The sequence below is a fragment of the Bradyrhizobium sp. WSM1253 genome (genome assembly GCF_000244935.1).
Taxonomy (GTDB): Bacteria; Pseudomonadota; Alphaproteobacteria; order Rhizobiales; family Xanthobacteraceae; genus Bradyrhizobium; species Bradyrhizobium canariense.
This window is the reverse complement of record NZ_JH600073.1, coordinates 3,393,867-3,414,011: the sequence shown is the minus strand read 5'-3', so window position 1 is coordinate 3,414,011 and position 20,145 is coordinate 3,393,867. Positions and strand designations below refer to the sequence as shown.

Genomic DNA, 20,145 nt, shown 5'->3' with positions numbered 1-20,145 from the left:
TGGGGTTCGAGCCTATCGTGAACGGACTTGCACGCGTCGATCCCGGAGAACTACGCTTGCCTTATTCGGATCAGGTATTTTGGAGGTTCTAATGCAGAAATCATACTTGCTGGCTGCGACAGCAGCGCTGGCGCTTCTCATGCAGACACCGCTCGCGTTGGCGCAGGGCGCACCAGCCGCCGCCGGAACCGCGGCGCCTGCGACGACAACCGCCGCGCCGGCAGCGACGACGACCGCGCCGGGCGCAACCAATGACGCTTCCAGCCAGCCGACCGACTCCAAAAAGAGTGCGTCGAAAAAGCCGGCGAAGAAGAAGATGACGCGGCAGCAGGAGATCGATCACTCGGTCGACAGCGGCACGGTGCCCGCGCGCTACCGCAGCTCGGTGCCCAAGCAGTACCAGCAATACATTCCGTTCGATAAGCAGTGACGGATCGCACGGCGGCGCGGCGTGATCGGGCATCGCACCGCCGGTGCCATCGCGTCAAAATAGGACCTTGGCCGGGCGGAATCCGGCCATACATCCCCAGTGGCGGTCCGCGCGAGCGGTGCTAGAGTAGGCCGAAGCCTAGGGGGAGTAATGAGTGACGACGTGAAGGATGCTGGCCTCGTGGCCATGATCAGCAGCATCCTGGGAGGCAACAGGCGCGCCGCAGACAGTATTGTGCCGCCGCCGCTCATCGAGGTTCCGCCGCCGACAGCGCCGACGAACGGATTTGAGCTGGCCGAGCCGCCCGCCGCCGATACGCCGCCGGCCAAGGCCGAGAACAACCCAGAGAACAATTCCGAGAACGCGCCCGGTGCGGCGGCGGCTGCCGCGAAGCCGGTCGAGCCGCCCGCGAAGATCGCTACGACGCCTGATGGCAAGCAGTTGCTGCCTGCTGAAGCGATCGCCGATCTCGTCCTGGGCGAGCTGCGCAAGCTGGAGAATTTTCCGGCGACCGGTGCCTCCGTCACGGTCTACGGTTACAGGCACTGGAATGCGATGATCACCTTCGCGCCGTTCTCGACCACATTCCGGGATGCCACGCGGTTCCGCCAGGCCATGCCGGACATCGTCTTCAAGCTGCGCCGTTTCGTCGAACTTGAGATATGATCCTGGCCATGAGCCCGAACAGTTCGACAGGAATTTCGACTTGAGCGTTGCCTTTACCAAAGAAGAGAGCGCGGAAACCGCCGCCGAGACGCTGTTGCCGGATCGGCCGATCTCGCCGCATCCAAACCTCGTGACGGAAGCAGGCTTGCAGGCGCTGCAAAGGCAGCTTCAGGACGCACGCGAAGCCTATGAAGCTGCGCAGGCGATCGAGGACGTCAACGAAAAGCGACGGCAATCGGCGGTGCCCTTGCGTGACGCCCGCTATCTCACCGAACGGCTGCGCACGGCGCAGGTCATTCCCGCCCCGGCCTCGACTGATGTCGTCGCCTTCGGCAGCACGGTGACCTTCAGCCGCGCCGATGGCCGCGTGCAAACCTATCGCATCGTCGGCGAGGACGAAGCCGATCCCAAGGCCGGCACGATCTCGTTCGTGGCGCCGGTGGCAAAGTCGTTGATGGGGAAGGCGGTCGGAGATGTCGTGGGATCGGGTGCGCAGGAGATCGAGATTTTGTCGATTGGGTAGGGGGCGTTTATCGATGGTTTCCGCTGTGTCCGCGCAACAAGGCGCGATAGCTGGATGAGGCGGTTTCTGTCGGGGGCGTTGCCGTTTTACGCGCTGGCCGGATTGGCCATGTGCATGTACCTCGTCCTGTACAAGACTGATCTGTTCGACTTGAACGCCGTCGTCCAGGATGCAACCGGTTCGTCGTGGTTTCCGGTCTTCATATTCGTCTGCGTGCTACTCGAGTCGGTCTTCCCGTATTTTGGCTATTTTCCCGGAACCGCTCTTATCCTGATGTCCGTAGCGCTCAATCCGAAGCCCGCGGACGTCCCCGTCTTCATCGTGGCGTGGTTGGCCATCATCGCGGGCGCCGTCCTGAGTTACGGACAGGCTCGCTTTTTCAGACCGCTGTTGCAGCGGGTTGCCTCAAAGGCGGCACTGAACCGCTGTGAGTCCCTCCTCGACGCCTACGGCCCTTACGCGCGCATTGCCCTGTTCGTTCATCCCAACGCCTGCGCGATGTATTTCACGGCGCTCGGACTCCTCGGCCGCAACCTGACGCGCGAACTCGCTTATCTCGGCGTGGGGGCAGCAGCCTCCGTGGGCGTTCTGTTCGTCGTCGTGAGCAGACTTGTGTCGTCCGTAGGCACCACCGACGACGGGGAATTGCAGCTGCTGCTGGCCGCAGCACTGGTTGCCATCGGAACCCTGGTCGGTCTTTACGCGGCTTGGCGGCCGGCGCGGGCGGCTTGAAGCTCGAGGAGGCGTGCGCGTCAGCCGGCGCGGTCTCACCCCTTGCTCCGTCATTGCGAGCGCAGCGAAGCAATCCAGTCTGTCTCCGCGGAAAGACTCTGGATTGCTTCGCTACGCTCGCAATGACGAGGGGAGATCATGCGCAAAACAAAGAGCTAGTGCCCCAAGGGCGATGGCCCAATACTCCCGCTCAGGCCACCGCGACGATGCCATCATGCCGGTGTTTTGCCCGACGAGTCAAATCCGATTTCGGAAAAATAGCATGGTTGTAACCCATTGATCCGACTGATGCCGGCTACTGTGCATGGGGTTGTTTTCGACATTTTGTGATTGAGACGGTCCCGACACGCCACTGTGTGTCGACGATAGGTCCACAATCAGCAGGGTTCAGGAAGGTGGATGGTGGGCGCACAAGGGATCGAACCTTGGACCTCTCCCGTGTGAACCACAATCCGTAGACCCGAGTCAACCAAATCCGGCCATAGTTGAAATGTAAAAACCCCTTTAATTAATGTGGGTTGTGGCCCTATTCGGCCATATGAGCCCATAGGTGACCTTGCTACATTTTGTATGCCCCCGTTGTGCCCGCCGTGGATTTTCCCTCGGGGCACAAAAACGGGGGGAGGTCTGAGACCCGTTCTGTTTGGGTCTGTGGATCCTCCCCGCGCGGGCACACGGCAAAAGGGGAGGGTCTGAGGCCCAGTTCTGTTCGAGGGCTGACCGCCGTTCTTGCGGGGCACGCTGGGCACAGAGAGAGGGAAGGAATCATGACGGAGCCGGCCAACCAGCTGACACTCACCGATGCGTTGATCCGCAACGCAACGCTGCCGCCGGGTAAGGCGCAGCATTATCTCCACGACGACAAGCTGCCCGGCCTTGCCTTGCGCATGCGCGCCACCGGCGGCCGAACCTGGGTCTACCTCTTCACCAAGCCGGGGGTGAGGGGGACCCAGCGCAAGACCCTCGGCGCGTGGCCCAAATATAATGAGAAGGCCGCGCGCAAGGCCGCCACCATCGCCGCAGGCGAGGTCGTCAAGGGCTTGGACCCGAACGACGCGAAGCGCGAGGCGAGGCGGCAACAGGCAGCCGATAAGCAGCGCACCACGCTCGCGGCCCTCATTGTTGAAGATGGTCCCTACCAGACGTCCTTGACCGAACGTCAAGTCGTCAACTGGAAGCCAGCAATGTCGGCGTTGCGGCGCGGGCTCAAGGATCACGCCGAGAGCGGCGTGGGGGACCTGACGCGACGGCAAATCATGGCTGCGGTCGACAAGATTGCCAAGACCGGCAAGCGCGGTGCCGCCAAGGACTTGCGCAAGCACGTGCATACCTTCCTCGAATGGTGCGTCGGCGAAGGTTACGTCGAGCACAACGTGCTCGCCGGCTATCGCGCGCCCAAGGAAACTCGCGCGCAGAGAGTCGGGCGCCGAACAAAGGGCCGCGCGCTGACCGATGAGGAAATCATCAAGGTCTGGGATGCATCCGGCAAGCTCGGGGCTTTCGGTTTCCTGGCACGCATGTGCCTGCTCGGCGGCCCGCGCCGCAGCGAGCCTACCATGATCGAGTGGCGAAAGCACATCATGGACGACCGGATCACCTTCGATGCGGCGTGGACCAAGATGGGGTTGCACCACGATGTGCCGCGCACTCACCTGGTTGACGAGGTGCTCACGGCCGCGAAACATTTCCAGCGCGCGACGTCCGACTATGTCTTCCCGTCACCGAAGACCGGTGGGCAGATGTCGGGCTTCACCAAGATGGTCAACCGCCTGGTCAAGGAAGCGGGCGTTGCCAAGTTCACTATGCATGACCTAAGGCGCAGTTTGCGCACCATCATGTCGCGCTGTGGCTACGACAACGAAATCCAGCGGTTGTGTGTTGGGCAGAAGCCAAGCGGAATCGATCAAGTCTACAATCACGACGAACAGTGGATCATCCGCAAGATGGCGTTCGAGGCGGCTCACGACTACATTGCAGAGCTGGTTGGCGCGAAACGCATCGGGAAGATCGTGCGCCTGCAGCGGACGAATCCACTTGACCCGATCAAGGCCGAGCTGCTCGGCCGTCTCCGTGAGCATTATGCGGCCGAGGCGTCCTAGTCGTCTTATCGCACTTGGCCAGATAGTCCCGCACCGCATCGACACGATAAAGGGGCCGGCCATCGACGTAGCGCCATTTCAGCGGGTGGTTCGGATCGCGCCGCCACTGCTCTAGGGCGCCGGGGGTGCGCCGGATGACCGCGGCTGCCTCCAATGCCGTCAAATTAGAGCTGCCCGGCAGTGTATCGATATCGAACATCGCGGGCGGCGGGATCCCACGGTTCTTGCGACGGCGCTTCGTGGCAAGCGGCATTTTGCTGTCATCTGGAGACCCAAATGCCTCGATCCGAGCCTTTTCGTCCTTGCCGCGCATGCCTCTGCCCCGAACCATGATCGGTCTGAGGCGATAAGATCCCAGCCATCTCCAGCAAGAAAGAAATCTTAGGCGCAGCTATGGCTGCTGGGTAGCTGTGGCGTACAAATAGGACGAATCACCCCTTGCCGAGAGGTTGTAGCGGCTTGGGGTCCGGGGGCTGATCGGCATCCTAAAATGTCTGATGGTCCCCATCTGGGGTCAATATTCGCCGACAATGATTGGTTTAGTTATCGAAAGCGCTAAACCTACAATCGGACCGATATGAGCGGGAGGATATCTAGCTCAGCCAAAGCTTTGTCCATGTCCATGTTTCACCCGGGGGCACCGGTTGCCTGGGCAGAGCTTTCCGCGTTTTTGAGATACTCGTTCATGAACTCGATTGAAGTCTCCATTCGCCAGTCCAGGTAAGGCTCGAAGTTGGAGACCAACTCCTGGATTTCGTCATCGGACATGCCCATTGCGCCAAGCAGGCAAATCTCAAGGAACAGGTGCGCTTTTTCTTTCAGGACGACTGCGTCTCGCGACCACAGGAAGTCTTTTGTAAGCGTCTTCTTCCCTCCATAGTGCGTGAGGAAATTTCGAACGTCTTTCAGCAGACCCATGTCATCGCCGCCGCGACGAAATAACGGTGTGAGACTTTTCGGGTAGAGAGAGAACAGCTGCTTTAGCCGATCAAGGAGTGTCACGGCTCCAACGAACTGGATACTGTCACTCAATTGCTTCCGCAACGAGGGATCCAGCGTCTTTGGAATTGCAGCACGCAGCGCCTTAAGCGTTGCTTTTCTTGCTTCGTCGTCGGGAAAACGGTCTGCTTTATAGAGCTCGCGATGCAATACCTCTAACGCTTGCAAGTAAGTTAAGAGGTTCGTATGCACATACGCGGAATCTTGATAGGCCGCGCCGGAAAAGATCAAGATGGCGAGGTCGATCTGATCGTGCTTTTGCCTCCAGCCTCTTAGGCGTTCCTCGATCCTGTCACTGAACGTCGATTGACGGAACAGAGCATCTCGCTCCCTGCGGCGACGCAGCTCGGGAATCTTGCGTCCAGACAGAAGAAGACCGAAACGATCGTAGCCCCGCGATGTGCGGCGCAGCAGATAGACCTCGTCGGTATACGATGCCTGCCGAAGACCAAAAGTTAGAAAGCTCTGCCATATGTGCAGTTCTTGTACCGTCGTTTTGATCGGCAGAGCGACCGGAAAGACCAGCTCGATGGTGTTCCGTTCCCTCAAGGTCACTTGCTTAGAGTTCTCGAATTGGCGCGGCCCTGCATACTCGGAAAGCAGGCGCAACGTGGTCCCGTTGCCCAGGTCATATCGTGGCGTCGCCCGTTCTTGAAAGGCAACGGTCAGGCTCCCGGTTGCCAATTCGTTTGGTGTCGTATTCTCGTGGCGGCCGGCAAATCCGGTCGCGTCGCACCATTCATCTAGGCCCGTAAGCTTGAAGATCGTGCCGTCGAATAGCGCCTCATCCTGACTTGCGAGGTGTCCGCCAACAAGCAGCGTATGCGTGACGAATTCCGCAATCGTCTCTGTCAAGGGGGCTTTGGGATACGAATGGCTTGGCCCCCGCCTCAGCGCCACGTCGAATAGCGTAACGTCATAAGAATAATCTGCCTCCAAACGACCAAAGAAAGTGGGTGGCGTCGCGCCGGTAGGAAGCTTGGCAAGATGCTCCTGAGTGCCGCTCAGAACCAGACGACCGTTGTTGTCGTCTCCGATCGTGAGCCGTCCCTTAAAAATAACATCGGGCTTCCCAGGAAGCCACCATGCGCCTGCCAACGGCTTGTTTCTAAACTCGTCCATAGATCCTCGCAGATTACCCCGATGCCAGCACCATAGAATCTGATGCTCCGGCGTCAAAAACTCTTTCAACAAGGCCTTCAAAGCCAATCACTTCGTCCTCGGCGATGATGGGCAGCGGCAAGAAGCGCTCAGCCGCGCCGCTTCGCTGGTCCGGGTTCGGCCTAACTGATCTTCGTTCCGGACAGCGTCGAACAGCAGGCCGGCGAGCCGATCATGACCTTTCGTTGCAGAGGGTCGCCTGAAACGGCCAGGCTCGAAATCGGCTCCCTTTAACTTATTGAAATACAGCGTTTTTTCTGTTGGTGCCTCGTGGGAGCCTGGAAACGCCGAATGGCCGCCCCGCGTTCTCCCCAAAAAATATGCGTCGTTCCGGCAGCGTGGGCTAGAGTTGCGCGCGGGCAATGTGCGTAATCCAGAGTTGAATACTGGAACCGCTATGGGTTGGGGGGAAGAGTGCCATTCGCGGATTGGTGTGAGCAACAGGAAGAGGCTGTTGGCGACCACAACCTCACAGTCCTGACGAGCTTAGCCGCAGGCCGCGAAGTCGGCCGGGATGCGACCGCGCTTTCACCTTGGCGCCACGCTCGCCTTCCGTGACATTCCCGGTCAACTCATCCGGCATAGCTAGATTGGGAAACAGAATAAGAAACGGGTAGATCTCCTGCGCCACCTCAATGAAGGAAAAGTCAGCATCCGGAGTGAGTTTAACTTTCAGGGGAAGCTTCTCGGGCCTTTGCTTCTTTCGGCGCGAGGGCATCGAATAATACATTCGCAGCGGTCCAAGCATGGCGCGAAGCACAACCCCCTCAAATGTGGCTGTGATGGCTGCGCAAGGTCGGCAACTCGCTTTCGGCAATAGCCAGCGGCCGCCAAGCCCCAGTGGAACAATATGCTCGTCCGTAAGAGCATCTTCGTAACCGCAGTAGATACAACGGTTCTCCGGTGGATACCTCCGGTCAGAATGAAGCGGCAATTGAAACATCAGCCATCTTAGCTGACGGGGCCTGATTCGCACTCATTCGGTGCTGGGCCGCATGCCGCGGCGGCACATGCCCAGCGGGCGGCGGACTTCCTGCGGCAATGTACCCCGCCTAACGGCGGGGTTTCCTCTTCGTTTTCTTTGCCTTCTTTGGCACTGGCCGTGCAGCTCCTTTTGCGCGCTTCGGCTCTACCTTGGACTTGGCCTTGGACTTGGCCTTTGACTTAGCCTTGGGCTTCTTGGCTGTTGCCGCGCGTGCTGGTCGTGAAGCGCCGCTCTTCCTAGTCGAGCCCTTCTTCTTCCCGCCCGATGCGGATAACGGCTTTTTCGCGCGAGCTGGTGGCACCGGCACGCCGGGTTCATCATAGAACCTTTCGAGCTGCTCACCTCTTGGCTGTTCACGCTCCACAAAATTCTTGCGATGGAATTTGCTATTAGCCAGCCAATAGATGGACGTAAAGCTCTTTGAGCCGCCCCAGCCCTCGCGGTGCTTTCTTCCGCCGTGCGCTTCCTTCTCCCCGGCGATAATCCAGACGGCTTCAAGCCCCTCGCGTGCGAGGAACGACAGAAACGCATCGCGGTCCACCAGAGCGGCACCAGGTCCCGCTTCATGCGTTGACGGATCGAAAAAGAGTATTTTACCCGCGTCATCCGAATATGAGAGGTCCCTCCCGTTTGAAAGGTGCATCTTAAGCCCGGCAATGAGCCCCGGTGCAGGCACGCTGAAGCTGAAGGATTCATCGATTGAATAGTCGTGACCACTGCGCTCAGCGAGATAGTCTGTAACCGTAGGCTGAATCTCGACGACCAATCCATTCCAATCTTCAGGGCTCATCCACACGGAAACATCATGGTACAGCGGATGCCAGGGGTATTCGCCGATATACCCGTCCGACGACTTGTCCAGTTCAGGAAGATCGGAATGCCTTCTAAACAGTTTTCCTGACAATTCCTGCACAACCTTGATCCGATCCGCGGCGCGCACCAGAAAACAGCGAATCTCAAACGCCGTCTGCCGATCGAGCATCCGCTCACCTTCTCGCATGACCCAGCAATTCCAGCGTTCGAACTCATCGACAACGAGCCAGGCCCGACCCGTCTTCGGATCCGTCACGCTCAGCAATGACGCGTCATTCACCATATCGTCCGGCGTATCGAGCCACGCGAGACGCGACTGTGGCGACATCGCGCGGAGCTTCACCAGAGCCGGCATCCACCATGTCCGGCCGCTCTGCCGGGCTTCCTTAGGGGTCTTTGTGACAAAAAGGGAGGGATCGATATCACGTCGGCCCACCTGCCATGGCCCCTGAAAGATACGCAGCCCGTCGTCGCGACTCGACCCAACGAAGCAAAAGTTATCGCCTAAACGAGCCAGCAACTCGTGAAAGGCTATCCATTGATACTTTTTCCCAATGCGCTCGATCCGATGGTTCGTCCTGCCTCCGGTTCCGTGATGTCGGTCAAATTCACCGAACAGTTCTGGAGTCCAGCCGAAATCATGCGCACGCTTGCAAACCCAACGCCGCGCCCGCATCCGGTCAAAGGATGGTGGCCAGGTGTAGTAACGCTTTGCGCCGCGCAAATCGTTGCGAACAACATGGCGAGCCCGGTTATTGTACTCCAGCCATTCGGCCTCACCCAACGCGGCCCGCAACCGCGCTTCCGCTTCATCGACGGCTTGCTCGAACCGGCTCACATCCTCTTCTTCAAAATCTCCGTCGTCTTTGACTTCATCTTTTTCCTGCCCTGAGTCATCGACGGTCAGGAGCTTGAATCTAAAAGGACCTATGGGCCCCTGATTGGCCCGCCACGCATCGCAGGCTACGATGAGTTCGCTGAGACGAGCGTCCGTTTCCGGAATTCGGCCAACCACATCACTGACCCAATCGCGATAGATTTGTTCCTGGCTCTGTTCAAGAAGCGCGATTGGAAACGCGCTGAATTTTCCCACCGGGCCGTCAATGACATAGCGTGCGAAATCGCCGTCATTCACGCTGGAGTCCACAATATCGTCGCGAAAGCTCTTTCCGGGAGCGTATTCCTGCACATAGGTCGCAATGAGGGCATCCGGCACATCTTCAATGCCCGATGGGCTGCGATACGGGGGCCGGGCGCGTGTTAAATCGACGCCTGCCGGCAAAGCGCCCCTCATATGGGCTAGCTCGATAATTCCACGTGCATGGTCACGGATAAGGACATGGACGAGCGCCTCATCGCGGTCGAACACGCAATGATATGCCGCTTCCGCCAGTTCACCCAGCCCATCGGTTGCTACACCCTGCAAGGCGGCTCCGTAGGCGGCGGCCATGACACGATCGAGGATATAGGGGTCGTCGATGTCTTGAAAACGACGAACAAGACCCGCAGCCACTGTCAGCCGCGTCGCAAGCAATGCCGCCAACGCCTTCGTAGCTCGGTCTCGGATAAGACGGTGGCTTGTCGTAAACAACCAGCTCAGTGTGATGGCGGCGAGTTCGGCGCGCTTCTCTTCGATTGCTTCAAAGCCGTTCTGGAGAGTCCAGCTGATCAAGGTTTCGATGGGGCTGTCCTCTTCGTCGCCCTCCTGAGCAACATACATCGACCACGTCTTGTCCCGCTCCGGCATCGCTCGCTTGACAAGCCTTCCGTGCAAATATTCAGCATTAAACGCGTTGTCCGGCTCGCTCGCGACGGCAAGGAGCGTCCGCATGGCCTCGTTGCGGCCCGAGGAGCGCGAAGCGTCCTTCAATAGATCGAGGGTTCGCTGAGTGAATGTACGCTGTTCGCGCCAGAGCACACTGCCAACAAATACGCGCAGCAGGAGCAGCGTGTTCCGCGGCTTGGGCATGGCGTCCGGGAGTTCGAGCCCGCAGCGCTCCGGTAACTGGACCGCCATCGCTTCCAGAACGCCAGCATGCTGATAAGCCTTCTCGCTTTCAAGGTAGGCCTCCAGCGGAGTACCCGACAGAAATGAATCCTTGGGCGCCAATACGTCGAGATGCTTGTCGAAAAGCTGTCGCGCAATACGATGGTCGCTATAGCGCTCAAACGAAAAGCGCACGGTAGGGACGATAGCGCCATCATCTCCCGTCACGGGTTCATCCGCCAGGATTCCTTCGCTCACTAACCTGGCGAGCAGACTGCGCTCAAAGACACCATGCGCCGGCGCGATGGCCTCCATGAGAGCATCGGCCTTTTCGTATTCGAGATAGCCGCGCTCCTCCCTATCGAAAGCGGCCGCAAGGGCCTCCAGCGCTTTGGCGACCTTGCCAAGCTTATGGTCGAGCCCGAGCTGCCGCTCGACAGATTTCGCGACGGCTTCCGAGTAGAAGCCGAAGATCTCCGTTACCCCGCGTAGCCCGCGCGGAAATTCCTGGAGCTGCTCCTTTTCGAGATAGTCGCAACAAGTCTTCAGAAAAAGCGGGTTCTCAAATTCCGGGATGAGGTTCGGCGCGGCCATGCGCACAATGCCGCGCTTGTCCAGATAGTAACGGGCGGCCTCTGCCGCACGGCCGGCAAATCCCACGTGCTCGACTTGAGTCAAATCGGGCCCAGGGCCCGCCGGCAGGATGTACGGTAAATAAGTCGAACGGCACGACAAGGCGACGGCGACGCGCGGGAAATCCTCGATGGTCTTGAGAAACGCGACCAGCCGGTGTGACCAGATGGCGATGCCATGCCGCTCATTAATCGCATCAATGAAAATCACCGCGCGGGTACCTGCCGCCTGTGCCGCAGCATCGAGGGCGCCGAGGAATTTCTCCGCAGAGATTTGCAGATCAAGCTGCTTGACGATTTGCGCCCAAGGGTCGTCGTCAATCAGCGTACCGCCGAGTATAAGAAGTGAGGGGCGGCCGTTCGCGACCTGATGATCGACGGCATCCCCGAACAGATGTGACTTGCCGATGCCGGCCGGCCCTGTGACCAGCGCCCGGCGACCGTTCACGAGCCGCCAGCTATCACCGGCCAGCCCTTCGATGATGGCGTCCAACGCCTCTTCGAGCCCGCGCATCTGGTGGTACAGGTACCGCACATCCTCGTCGCTTTTCGGAGGCGGCGGATTGAGATTACGAACGGCACGTATGGCTTGCCTGGCCGCAACCAACGCATCGCTCCCTAGCGACTGAAGGCGCCCAACGGGAAACATATAGGCGGGGTCATCCGGCGTCGCCGACAACAACGAGCTGAGCGCGCTCGTCGTTGCCTCAACCGCCGCGATTTCGGCTTCCAGTACCGCGCCCGCGTTCAACCGCTTGAGACGATCGGTTACATCGCGACGAGCCTCTTCCAGCTTCTCACCCCATGCCTGCACCTCATCCAGGAAGGCCGGGTCGCGGCACAGGCCGAGGATGGTCCGGCGGATCGGCAACTCGACGTTCGTTTCAGGCGTGTAGCGCTGGCCGAGGCTAACGCGTGCCCGTTCAAACCGACTCTTAAACCAAGCAGAAGTGAGAAAGGTCTCATCAAACCAGAAGGCCGCCCTGCCCGAATAGAGTGGATTGTCGCGGCCCAACCGTTCAACCAGTTCGGAATGCCCCCAGAGCTCGATGGTGAGTTTCCGTTTGGCCTTTGTTGCCGTGGCCTTCCATTGTTTTACCCAGTCCCGCCAGCGTTGAAGCTGGGTCTTGCCTCTGCCGGAACGCTGGTCAAACAGATCAAAGGGTATGCAGACAATGTACCGGTTAAGCCGCGGATGCTTGGCCAGCGCCTGCTTGATGGACTTATCCAGCTGCGCGACCTGGCTTGCGTCAAACTTGAAGAAATACTTTGCCTGCCAGCCCGTTTCCGTGCCGTCGGGATGCTGCATATAGCATTCGACGCCCGCGTCCGCTCCGACACCCTTCCGGTAGAAAACGTCGCCGGATGCCCGGGGCTCCAGAGCCGCAAGCTGCGAACATAGTTCCTCGAAGGCGTAATTTTGGGACCCTCCGAAAGAGCGAATGCGCTGAAAGTCGAGATTGACTGCTGCCACCTGGGCGCCTCGATTACTGGAATAATTGGGGCGGAAAATTGAGAGTACGCCTACCGCCTTGAGCGAAGGTCCCAAGGTTGCGCGACAATAATAGATTCGACCGTATTCAATCCACGGTTGGATACTTGCCTATGTTAGGAAAGAGCGGCAGGGGCTCCATCTCGGTCGACATCTTGGCGCGGAGGAGCGCCTCTTGCGACTGGTCATTGGCCCATACGAACCGCCTTGCCCGGCCAGTGACAAACTCGTTTACGCGATCGACCAGATCTGGTGGTTTTTGGGCGCCGACCAGCGCGATAGAGTCTTGTTCGTTCGCGGCGAGGAACAGCTTGGTCGGACTAATCGGAATGAAGATCACCCCATCGGGCCGGCGAAGATTATGAATGCACACCGGTCGGTCAGACGTAACGAAACGCCTCGGCGAACTTGATGCATCGATGACCGCCCACTGCATTTTGTTCAAATGCGTGATAAGTTCTTCGTTGTCGAAGTTCTTGATGATGAGATTGACGCGCATCTTCGCCGCGCTGAACGGATCGACAGTGGCAAGATATTCGTCGAAGGTTGCCGGCGCTTCCGGCGGCTTGATTTTTTCCCACTCAGACTGGAACGCGACGCCGCTTCCGTCCCAAATTGCGCTAGCTGCGGCGCGCAGCTCAGGCATCGCATGGGGATGCCGGAAGTGCACCCCGAAGACGAAGCGCGACCACGCGTTTATGAGTTCATTGGTCCACGGCAGGCCGTTTCCGATATGAATATCGAGGGCGTCGGCCGCCGTGCGGTCCAAGTAGTTGAAAAACACCGTTTCAAGATACTGGCGCTGCTCCGGTGGCAGATCGGTAAACTCGTAGAGATCGGTCTCGAACCCGGTTGCCCGCGGCCCGACAGGCTTCGCGATGAGCCTGCCGTTCTTCAGGCTGTACTCAACCAGCTTGCCGTTGGCGCCGGTCCACTGGGATAAATAGAACGCAGGAATAAAATGATGGTCGCGCGGCTCACTCATGGTGAGTCGCATAGTAGGGCGCGGCAGCGGTATTGCCAACGATCCTCCCGCAGCTGCTCACCATGAGTGAGCGGCCCGCCCGGCAATGCGGCCGCACGGCCGTGGCCCGCACGAAGCTGCTCGAGGGGCAGCTTCCGACACCAGTGGCGGATTTGCGGTCGGTAGGGATCTAAACCTGCCGCAACGTTGGGAACGACAGCACCTTGTTCTGCAGGCTGCCGGCAGGCAGCGAGCAGAGCGACTCTACATCGCTCGCATTGAGGAGCACGTCTTCTGCGATCTCAGTGGGCAGCTTGATATTGTTTTCGATCAGCATCCGCGCGGCCGAGCCGAGAACCGTCGGCTTCGACAGCGTAAAAGCGTTGTCGAGCGGTTCTCGCTTGCGGATGCCGCGGGCGTTCATTTGCTTCCACATATACTTGACCTGGTCCGGGTTCAGTATCCCGAGATCCTTGCTTCGGTAGATCATAGCCGCCACCGCCACGCGCCATCGGCCCTTGAGGGATAGGAAGTAGTCGATGGTGGTATTCGCGATTTCCCGCGCGAACGTTCGGCGCGGCAGGAGCAAGGCACCGGCGAACCGGTTGGCCTGGTTCTCAAGCCGGTCCAGGTTGCGACTGTTTACCTCGACAGCGTTGTGCAGGACGAGGTGGCCGAGCTCGTGTGCCATGTTGAAGAGTTTGCGCGAGTTACTCTCTTGGTCGGCGGCGTAGAGCACGTATGGTCTTCCACCCTGCCAGCGGGAGACGGCATCCATGTCCTCGCAGCGCACCGGCTCCTCGATCACGATGACGCCGTGGTATTCGAGCAGCGGAGCCAGATCGGTGATCGGACCGAAGCCGACGTTCCAGAACTCGCGCATTTGATCGGCGATCTCCTCGATCCGCTCGTTGCCGTCACGTTCGTAGTCGAATTCGATAGCGGGCAAGTGGACTGGCGGCAGCTCGACGTATTCCGCGAGGGACTCTGCGATGTAGAACGCCCATTCCAGCCGACGGCCGATCCGCAGGCGGTCGGGCCGCTGCATGCGCTTCAGGCTGCGCCACGTCGGCGTCAGGAAGCGCTCGGCGGTGTGTTTGCGCGGCGTTATAAAGAAACCCGGTGGCTGTCGGGTGATGGCGATGATCCTGCTGAACACGTCGCCGCGCGGTGCGAAGGCGCCAGTCTCATAGGTGCCAACGGACTGGCGGCTCACGCCGATCGCGTCGGCGAACTGCTCGTCGGTCATGCCGACGGACTCGCGCGCCTCCCGAATCCTCTCGGGAATGATCCTCGCAGACATGGGCACGCCTTCAACGCTTGGTGTCGTCGTTCTTTTTCTTCTTCTCGATCATCGAGACCACGTTGTCCTTGAGCTTCATCTTGGACTTCGGGTCAACCTCGGGCGGCCGTTTCGCGTCCTCCGACTTCTTTTGCACGACGACGGCCATCAGGTTAATACGGGCGAGCCACTCGTCAGCATTCGCCGACGGCGACTGCCAGAGCGCGTGCGAGAGCCGGCCATCTGGCGCTGCGCGGTAGGTCAACCACGTGTAGAGCTTCGGCGGTGCCAGGCGGATGATCCGTTCCTCCGCAGTCTCGAACAGGTTCGGCATGTTCGACGCCCGCGCGTCCTGGCGGTTCGGCGTGTCTTCCGGAAACTTGGTCGGGTCCTCGGTGCGGACAATGTGCCCGTGACAGTCGCCGCTGTAGATGTCGAGCCAGTGCCAGGTGCCGCGAGGCATCGGAGCCAGCGTGCACTTAAATGGGAGATCGCCGGCTTTGCACATCTCCTCGAAACGCATCAGGATGCCGGCCCGGCGGATCAGACCGCGCATGTCGTCGCCGACCTCTGACGAGAACATCGGGGTGCCCTTGATCACGTCATCGCCGGCGGCGATGCCCTCGCGCAGAGCTCGGATTGTGTTCGCGTAGGTGTCGTAGGGGAACGCAGTGTCCAGGCGTTGCTGAAAGGTCTTGGTCTGCATGGTGGTACGGTTTCCTCTGCCCCGGCGCGCGCCAAGTAACCCGCCCCTTTTTCTGTCCTGTGTCAAGTTTCGTGCCCCTTTTTCTCTCAGTTCGTGGAGGATGGGACAAAAGGTCCCTAAAGATCAGGGACTTAGGTTGCCGAAGAGCGAGGTCCGGCCGTTCGCCGCCTTACGCCGAAATCCACCGAAGTGCCCACACTGTTGCTAGTCATCCGATTCGTACCCAAAACCCGCGAACCCGAATCGGGGCTCAAGAGGAAGCAATGGCAGAAAAACGAAGCATTCCGAGGCGGCTATTCAAGTATCGCGCGTTCAACAATCTCACACTCGATATGATCATTGCGGACAATCTCTTCTATGCCGATCCGAGCACGTTCAATGATCCGCTCGACACGCGGCCCTCGCTCAACACCGATCTTCCTGCCTCGGATCTCGAGCGCGCACTACGCCAGCTCGTCGAGCGGCGCTTGAGCGCGGAGATGAAAGACGCGGCCCAGACAATCAGGTACAAAGGTCCGAAAACCCTGGATCATATCGATCGACTTAGCCGCCTACAGGCCGATCAGGTCATCTCGGAAATAAGCTACAACGCGACCGACCCAAGCTATGAAATTGATGATCCCCTTCAGTTTCTGCTCGGCAACTATCTGGAGAAGGAGGTGCTGCTGCAATATGACAAGGGCATTGTATCTTTGGGTCAGCGCGCTACCTGCCCGTTAATGTGGAGTCACTATGGCGATCAGCATCACGGGGTCTGCATCGGCTACTCGGTGCCGTCTGATGCGCTCGATGATCTCCATAAGGTTCAGTACGGCGGCATGCGGCTCGTCGATGCCAGCAAGGTCCTAGCTATGCTCGACGGCGACAAGGAAGCCCGTCGTCAGGTCGACGAGGCCGTTCTGTTGCGAAAGGCGGCGAGCTGGCGATACGAGCAGGAATGGCGTTTGATTGGATCGCGCGGGGTGCAGCGATCCCTGTTGGAGCTCGAAGAGGTGATTTTCGGAATGCGCTGCAAGGAGGCTGTGAAGTACGCTATCGTCACGGCGCTGGATGGCAGGCGACGCCCTGTTCGTTTCTATGAAATGCGCGAACTCCACGGGACTTTCAATTTGAAAAAGTATCCGCTGGAAGACGGAGAAATGAGGGCCTTTTTTCCGAGGCGATCTCGTGACATCCACGAAGCCTTCCAATCCATCGCCGCTGCCCAGAGGGAGGGGCAACCGTCCTGATGGCTCTGCCTTCACTAAGGTACGTATGCCGAAGCTCCTCAACATGTAGGGAGACGAGACTCAACCTACGTGCAAAGCATACATCGATAGATATTCTCCGGTCTCCGACTAGGTTATAGAGCGCTGCGGCTGCGTTCGATTTGATCCCGTGACGGTAGGAATCGCTCCGCCGGGGATATGATCCGAATGCTCGTTGTCGCCCGGGTCAGTGCGACGTACCAATCCTTCCTCGTCATCGCGTCTTCTGCGATGATGATCGCGCGTTCGAACTCCAGGCCCTTCACCAGCAGCGTGCTGCCGATGCTTCGGTTGCCGAGGCGGCGCCCCGCATGCCGCATCCGATTTTGAACTTCCCAAATCGCGATGCTCAGCGTGGCAAGTTGGCGCGTCGCCTTCAATTGCAGGGCTGATCGCATCGCATAGAACATCTCACGACGATACAGATAAGCGCCGGGTCTGTCGTGGAGCGTTTGCAGAAGGGCGAGAATGCTCGCTTCCGAACCGCTGGAGATCACGGCGTCGCTGAGTGGAAATAGCGAACCGAACTTGGCCTGTCCCAGGCGCCGACCTTGCTGGCGGGCTCCGAGCGCTTTGAGGAGTTCCGCCCTTTCGAGGCCCGTCAGGCATTTGGACGCGAAGTCGACGATTGCTTTTGCTCGGGCCAACCCGGTCGTCCGATCGATCGTCTTGGCGGCGGCATAGAGGGTCTTGCAACTGATTGCTTCGAGGCTGCCAAAACCCTGTTTGGCGAGTTTCTGTGCCAGTGCGGAACGCCGGTTCTCGCTTGTGCTGTCGCCAATGACGATCAGGCTGCCTTGCACGGGGTCGCGCATGGAAGCGAGGCATTCCCCGACGATGGCTCTCTGACGGCGTTGAGCGGTCGCGGGCAGAGACGTCCAAGTTATACATCCTGGTCTTGATCGCAGGTCGAGGTCGTTGCCGTTCTCAAGGGCGGTACGGACGCCCTGCAGCCACTCGGCCAATTCTAGATTTTCCGCGTTCTTCCAGCGCCATGGCGTCAGAAGCTCGGCCGAACGCTCAAACAGGGGAAATACGTCGCTATCCCAGTCGACCGGTTGCTGATCTCCGAAATCGAAGATCGCTTGCAATGGATCGCCGAACACGCAAGTCGGCAGAAGGTTGGCGAGCCGTGAAATAACTTGATGCTGCTGTTTGGTGCAGTCTTGATATTCGTCGACGAAGCATCCTCTATAGGATGCGAGCAGGACGCCGTCGACAGCGCTGCTATCGAGCAGGCGCGCGCCGGCATGATAGACATCGTCCCAATGGGCGCTTGTTGTCGGCACAACCCCAGCGAATCCGGAACGTTGTGGAAAGGATGCTGCAAATCGCAAGCACCATCCGGCAATGGTGTCGATGCGGTACTTCGCGGTCGGAATTTGGTGCTTACGAAGGCGTTTGGTCAGGGCATCAACGCCGGCATGTGTGTGCGTGAGGATCAGCCGGCGCCCATCGGAGATTCCGGCAGCCAGTGCAATCTGTTCCGTTTTTCCGCATCCAGCTGCAGCGACAATGCTGCCACGACGGATGCTAACAGCGAGCCGCGCAATATCGTCATCATTTGCCATCAACCCACTTCCTCATGGCGGCAATACCTGCGCTGAGAGGTTTGTCGGAAATCGCGCCCAGATGAGGCCCGATCAGCGCGGCCAGCCGTTCGCCGCGCTCGATGGTTTTGAACCATTTCTTGTCGTTCGCGACCTTGCCGAGGATGCGTCGGACCTGCGCGGTATCGCGGTCACTGCCAAGTCTGACTGCTGTGGCAGTAGGAAGTCCAGCCGTGGAAAGGGCGTTGTCGATGACGGCTCTCACGCTCTCCATGCTGCTGAATTCAATGGCAAGTGCGATCATCGAGCGTACACAAGCCCAGGGGAGGTCGAGAAACAGGCGTTCTTCCGTCGAGCACCTGTCAGGCCATTGGTGAACAACCACGCCTTTCCCCTTGGCGCGTTCCAGATCTGTCACATTCGGTTCTTCGTCGGAATCCAGGAGAAGCCAGACCTCATAGCCAAGATCGCGCAAATGTTCGGCGACGAGGGGCGCATTGTCCTTGCCTCCCCCATCGATTGCGACGGTCGCTTGTAGGGCAAAAGAGTCCTTGCCGGATGCCTGCCACCATTTATCCAGGCCACGGGCGAGTCCTTGTTCGGTGCGACCTTCACCAACCAATATCTTGCGCGCGAGGAATGCCTCGGGATTTCCTCTGAGATGGCGTTGTGCTGTGTCGGCATCCTTTGCAGAGGCAGAAACGGATTTAACGGTCGTGATGCCGGCATCCGACCGGACTGAAAAGATATCGGCCGCAGTCAGCTCGCGGATCACGACCGGGGAATGTGTAGTTGCAAATATCTGAGGCTGAGCCGCGTCGGGGGCGGCTTTGGGCGCCTTGAGGTATCTCAGCAGGCGAGCGATACGGTGCGGCTCGAGGCCGTGCTCGATCTCATCGATGATCGCAACATGCGGAGGACCGGCGTCGTGCTGGAGAGCGGATACAAGGAGACGTGCGGAGCCTGTGCCGAGCCTGCGCAATGGCAGATCGCCATCATGAAGTGAGATGCCACCTGAAGTGATGCTGACACCCTGTACGTCGAGCTCCGCGGTAAACTTGCCCCGCACCGGGACTGCAAAGAGCTTGCTCAGTTCCTCCGCTCGATCGACTGCGCTCTTGAAGACATTCTGGTCGCCGGCTTTGAACGACGAACGGGCGGCACGCGCCGCTTCCGCGAGTTGCAGGCTGAAGCCATCGCCTGCCTCGCCGATGCGAGTGAGCACAGAGGTCCGGCCCCAACCGAGGTGTCTCTCTGCGTAGGGACCGAGGCGATTCGTCGCAAGCTGCTTGGCGTCCTTGAATCGGACCGTCGGTGGATCGCTGTCGAGCGCGTCGATTCTGTCATTATTTATCGACCACCGGGCTTCCAGGGTCTGATCGATAACGACACTGATCGAGAGCACTTCCTCCAAGCCTGCTCCCGGTTCATCGATGATTTTTTTGGCCGAGACATCCCAGCCGCGGAGGTGGAGGCCATATCGATCTTCGGCCTTGAAGTGCGGCGGCAGGTCAGAAAGCGTTACGGTGATCCGGATTGGCTCCTTGATCTCAAGATCGAAGAAATCGCAGTCGTCAGCAAAAATGTAGGACCTGGGATTGAGACACAGCTCGATTGCGTCCAACACGGTGGTCTTGGTCGAATCCCCGGGGCCAATGAGACAATTCATACCTGGGGAAGGTGCCCATCTCAGCCTTTTGATGCCGCGGAAGTTTTCTACTTCCAAGTAGACGATGCGCATTCATTCCCCCAGGCCGTACCGCACAACCTGTCCTTCAGTTTAAGATTGCCACGATCTCGGGTTCCTCCACGAAAGGTAATACAGTAGCGCAACCTGAGGTCCTCCCGTGTCCTGGGGGCATCCTTTCGCGAAAGTC

14 protein-coding genes are annotated in these 20,145 nt (G+C 59.2%); 6 read left to right on the top strand and 8 right to left on the bottom strand.

The features are described 5' to 3' along the window. Positions 1-91 precede the first annotated feature (91 nt). The 5 genes from BRA1253DRAFT_RS17555 (at position 92) to BRA1253DRAFT_RS17535 (ending at position 4,450) form a co-directional block, all read left to right on the top strand. Positions 92-430 (top strand): hypothetical protein, encoded by a 339-nt coding sequence (locus tag BRA1253DRAFT_RS17555; RefSeq protein ID WP_007596462.1) that lies wholly within the window; start codon positions 92-94, stop codon positions 428-430. Positions 431-580: 150 nt separating this feature from the next. Beyond that, positions 581-1,096, top strand: coding sequence for a hypothetical protein (locus BRA1253DRAFT_RS17550; protein ID WP_007596461.1), 516 nt, complete (start codon positions 581-583; stop codon positions 1,094-1,096). 40 nt (positions 1,097-1,136) lie between these two features. Then, on the top strand, positions 1,137-1,619 hold the full coding sequence (gene greA, locus BRA1253DRAFT_RS17545) for a transcription elongation factor GreA (protein WP_007596453.1): 483 nt from the start codon (positions 1,137-1,139) through the stop codon (positions 1,617-1,619). A 54-nt stretch (positions 1,620-1,673) separates the two neighbouring features. Continuing rightward, positions 1,674-2,351, top strand: a complete 678-nt coding sequence (locus tag BRA1253DRAFT_RS17540) for a hypothetical protein (protein WP_007596452.1) — start codon at positions 1,674-1,676, stop codon at positions 2,349-2,351. Positions 2,352-3,118: 767 nt separating this feature from the next. Further along, on the top strand, positions 3,119-4,450 hold the full coding sequence (locus BRA1253DRAFT_RS17535; protein WP_007596451.1) for an integrase arm-type DNA-binding domain-containing protein: 1,332 nt from the start codon (positions 3,119-3,121) through the stop codon (positions 4,448-4,450). Between the two features lie 627 nt (positions 4,451-5,077). Here the strand turns inward: BRA1253DRAFT_RS17535 and BRA1253DRAFT_RS17530 are convergent. The 6 genes from BRA1253DRAFT_RS17530 to BRA1253DRAFT_RS17505 all read right to left on the bottom strand — a co-directional run bounded on the left by BRA1253DRAFT_RS17530 (position 5,078) and on the right by BRA1253DRAFT_RS17505 (position 15,471). Then, positions 5,078-6,658: a HEPN domain-containing protein gene (locus tag BRA1253DRAFT_RS17530; protein WP_157158608.1), complete on the bottom strand. Its 1,581-nt coding sequence runs from the start codon at positions 6,656-6,658 to the stop codon at positions 5,078-5,080. A gap of 421 nt (positions 6,659-7,079) precedes the next feature. Next, positions 7,080-7,553, bottom strand: a complete 474-nt coding sequence (locus tag BRA1253DRAFT_RS43640; RefSeq protein ID WP_157158607.1) for an HNH endonuclease — start codon at positions 7,551-7,553, stop codon at positions 7,080-7,082. A gap of 109 nt (positions 7,554-7,662) precedes the next feature. Further along, positions 7,663-12,501 (bottom strand): hypothetical protein, encoded by a 4,839-nt coding sequence (locus BRA1253DRAFT_RS17520; protein ID WP_007596448.1) that lies wholly within the window; start codon positions 12,499-12,501, stop codon positions 7,663-7,665. A gap of 106 nt (positions 12,502-12,607) precedes the next feature. Then, entirely contained in the window at positions 12,608-13,504 is an 897-nt protein-coding gene (locus BRA1253DRAFT_RS17515) for a DUF4238 domain-containing protein (protein ID WP_157158606.1), read from the bottom strand. A gap of 169 nt (positions 13,505-13,673) precedes the next feature. Next, the gene (locus tag BRA1253DRAFT_RS17510; RefSeq protein ID WP_007596444.1) at positions 13,674-14,786 is read right to left on the bottom strand and encodes an XRE family transcriptional regulator; all 1,113 of its coding nucleotides are present in this window, start codon (positions 14,784-14,786) and stop codon (positions 13,674-13,676) included. A gap of 10 nt (positions 14,787-14,796) precedes the next feature. Further along, a complete protein-coding gene (locus tag BRA1253DRAFT_RS17505) occupies positions 14,797-15,471 on the bottom strand; it encodes a hypothetical protein (RefSeq protein WP_007596442.1) in 675 nt (224 codons plus the stop codon). Between the two features lie 263 nt (positions 15,472-15,734). Here BRA1253DRAFT_RS17505 and BRA1253DRAFT_RS17500 point away from each other — a divergent pair, with 263 nt between their 5' ends. Further along, positions 15,735-16,700 (top strand): DUF2971 domain-containing protein, encoded by a 966-nt coding sequence (locus BRA1253DRAFT_RS17500; RefSeq protein ID WP_007596439.1) that lies wholly within the window; start codon positions 15,735-15,737, stop codon positions 16,698-16,700. A 113-nt stretch (positions 16,701-16,813) separates the two neighbouring features. Here the strand turns inward: BRA1253DRAFT_RS17500 and BRA1253DRAFT_RS17495 are convergent, their stop codons facing one another. Together BRA1253DRAFT_RS17495 and BRA1253DRAFT_RS17490 are read right to left on the bottom strand one after the other, a co-directional pair. Beyond that, a complete protein-coding gene (locus BRA1253DRAFT_RS17495; protein ID WP_007596438.1) occupies positions 16,814-18,289 on the bottom strand; it encodes a UvrD-helicase domain-containing protein in 1,476 nt (491 codons plus the stop codon). Then, complete coding sequence (locus BRA1253DRAFT_RS17490) at positions 18,279-20,009, bottom strand: ATP-dependent endonuclease (protein WP_007596433.1); 1,731 nt, start codon at positions 20,007-20,009, stop codon at positions 18,279-18,281. The genes BRA1253DRAFT_RS17495 and BRA1253DRAFT_RS17490 overlap by 11 nt, the downstream gene beginning before the upstream one ends. Between the last annotated feature and the right edge of the window lie 136 nt (positions 20,010-20,145).

Excerpts from the sequence above, each read along its gene's own strand:
- BRA1253DRAFT_RS43640 (WP_157158607.1), bottom strand. The coding sequence starts at position 7,553 with ATGTTTCAATTGCCGCTTCATTCTGACCGGAGGTATCCACCGGAGAAC.
- BRA1253DRAFT_RS17540 (WP_007596452.1), top strand. The coding sequence starts at position 1,674 with ATGAGGCGGTTTCTGTCGGGGGCGTTGCCGTTTTACGCGCTGGCCGGA.
- BRA1253DRAFT_RS17510 (WP_007596444.1), bottom strand. The coding sequence starts at position 14,786 with ATGTCTGCGAGGATCATTCCCGAGAGGATTCGGGAGGCGCGCGAGTCC.
- BRA1253DRAFT_RS17500 (WP_007596439.1), top strand. The coding sequence starts at position 15,735 with ATGGCAGAAAAACGAAGCATTCCGAGGCGGCTATTCAAGTATCGCGCG.
- BRA1253DRAFT_RS17555 (WP_007596462.1), top strand. The coding sequence starts at position 92 with ATGCAGAAATCATACTTGCTGGCTGCGACAGCAGCGCTGGCGCTTCTC.
- BRA1253DRAFT_RS17535 (WP_007596451.1), top strand. The coding sequence starts at position 3,119 with ATGACGGAGCCGGCCAACCAGCTGACACTCACCGATGCGTTGATCCGC.
- BRA1253DRAFT_RS17550 (WP_007596461.1), top strand. The coding sequence starts at position 581 with ATGAGTGACGACGTGAAGGATGCTGGCCTCGTGGCCATGATCAGCAGC.
- BRA1253DRAFT_RS17505 (WP_007596442.1), bottom strand. The coding sequence starts at position 15,471 with ATGCAGACCAAGACCTTTCAGCAACGCCTGGACACTGCGTTCCCCTAC.
- BRA1253DRAFT_RS17515 (WP_157158606.1), bottom strand. The coding sequence starts at position 13,504 with ATGAGTGAGCCGCGCGACCATCATTTTATTCCTGCGTTCTATTTATCC.
- BRA1253DRAFT_RS17490 (WP_007596433.1), bottom strand. The coding sequence starts at position 20,009 with ATGCGCATCGTCTACTTGGAAGTAGAAAACTTCCGCGGCATCAAAAGG.
- BRA1253DRAFT_RS17495 (WP_007596438.1), bottom strand. The coding sequence starts at position 18,289 with ATGGCAAATGATGACGATATTGCGCGGCTCGCTGTTAGCATCCGTCGT.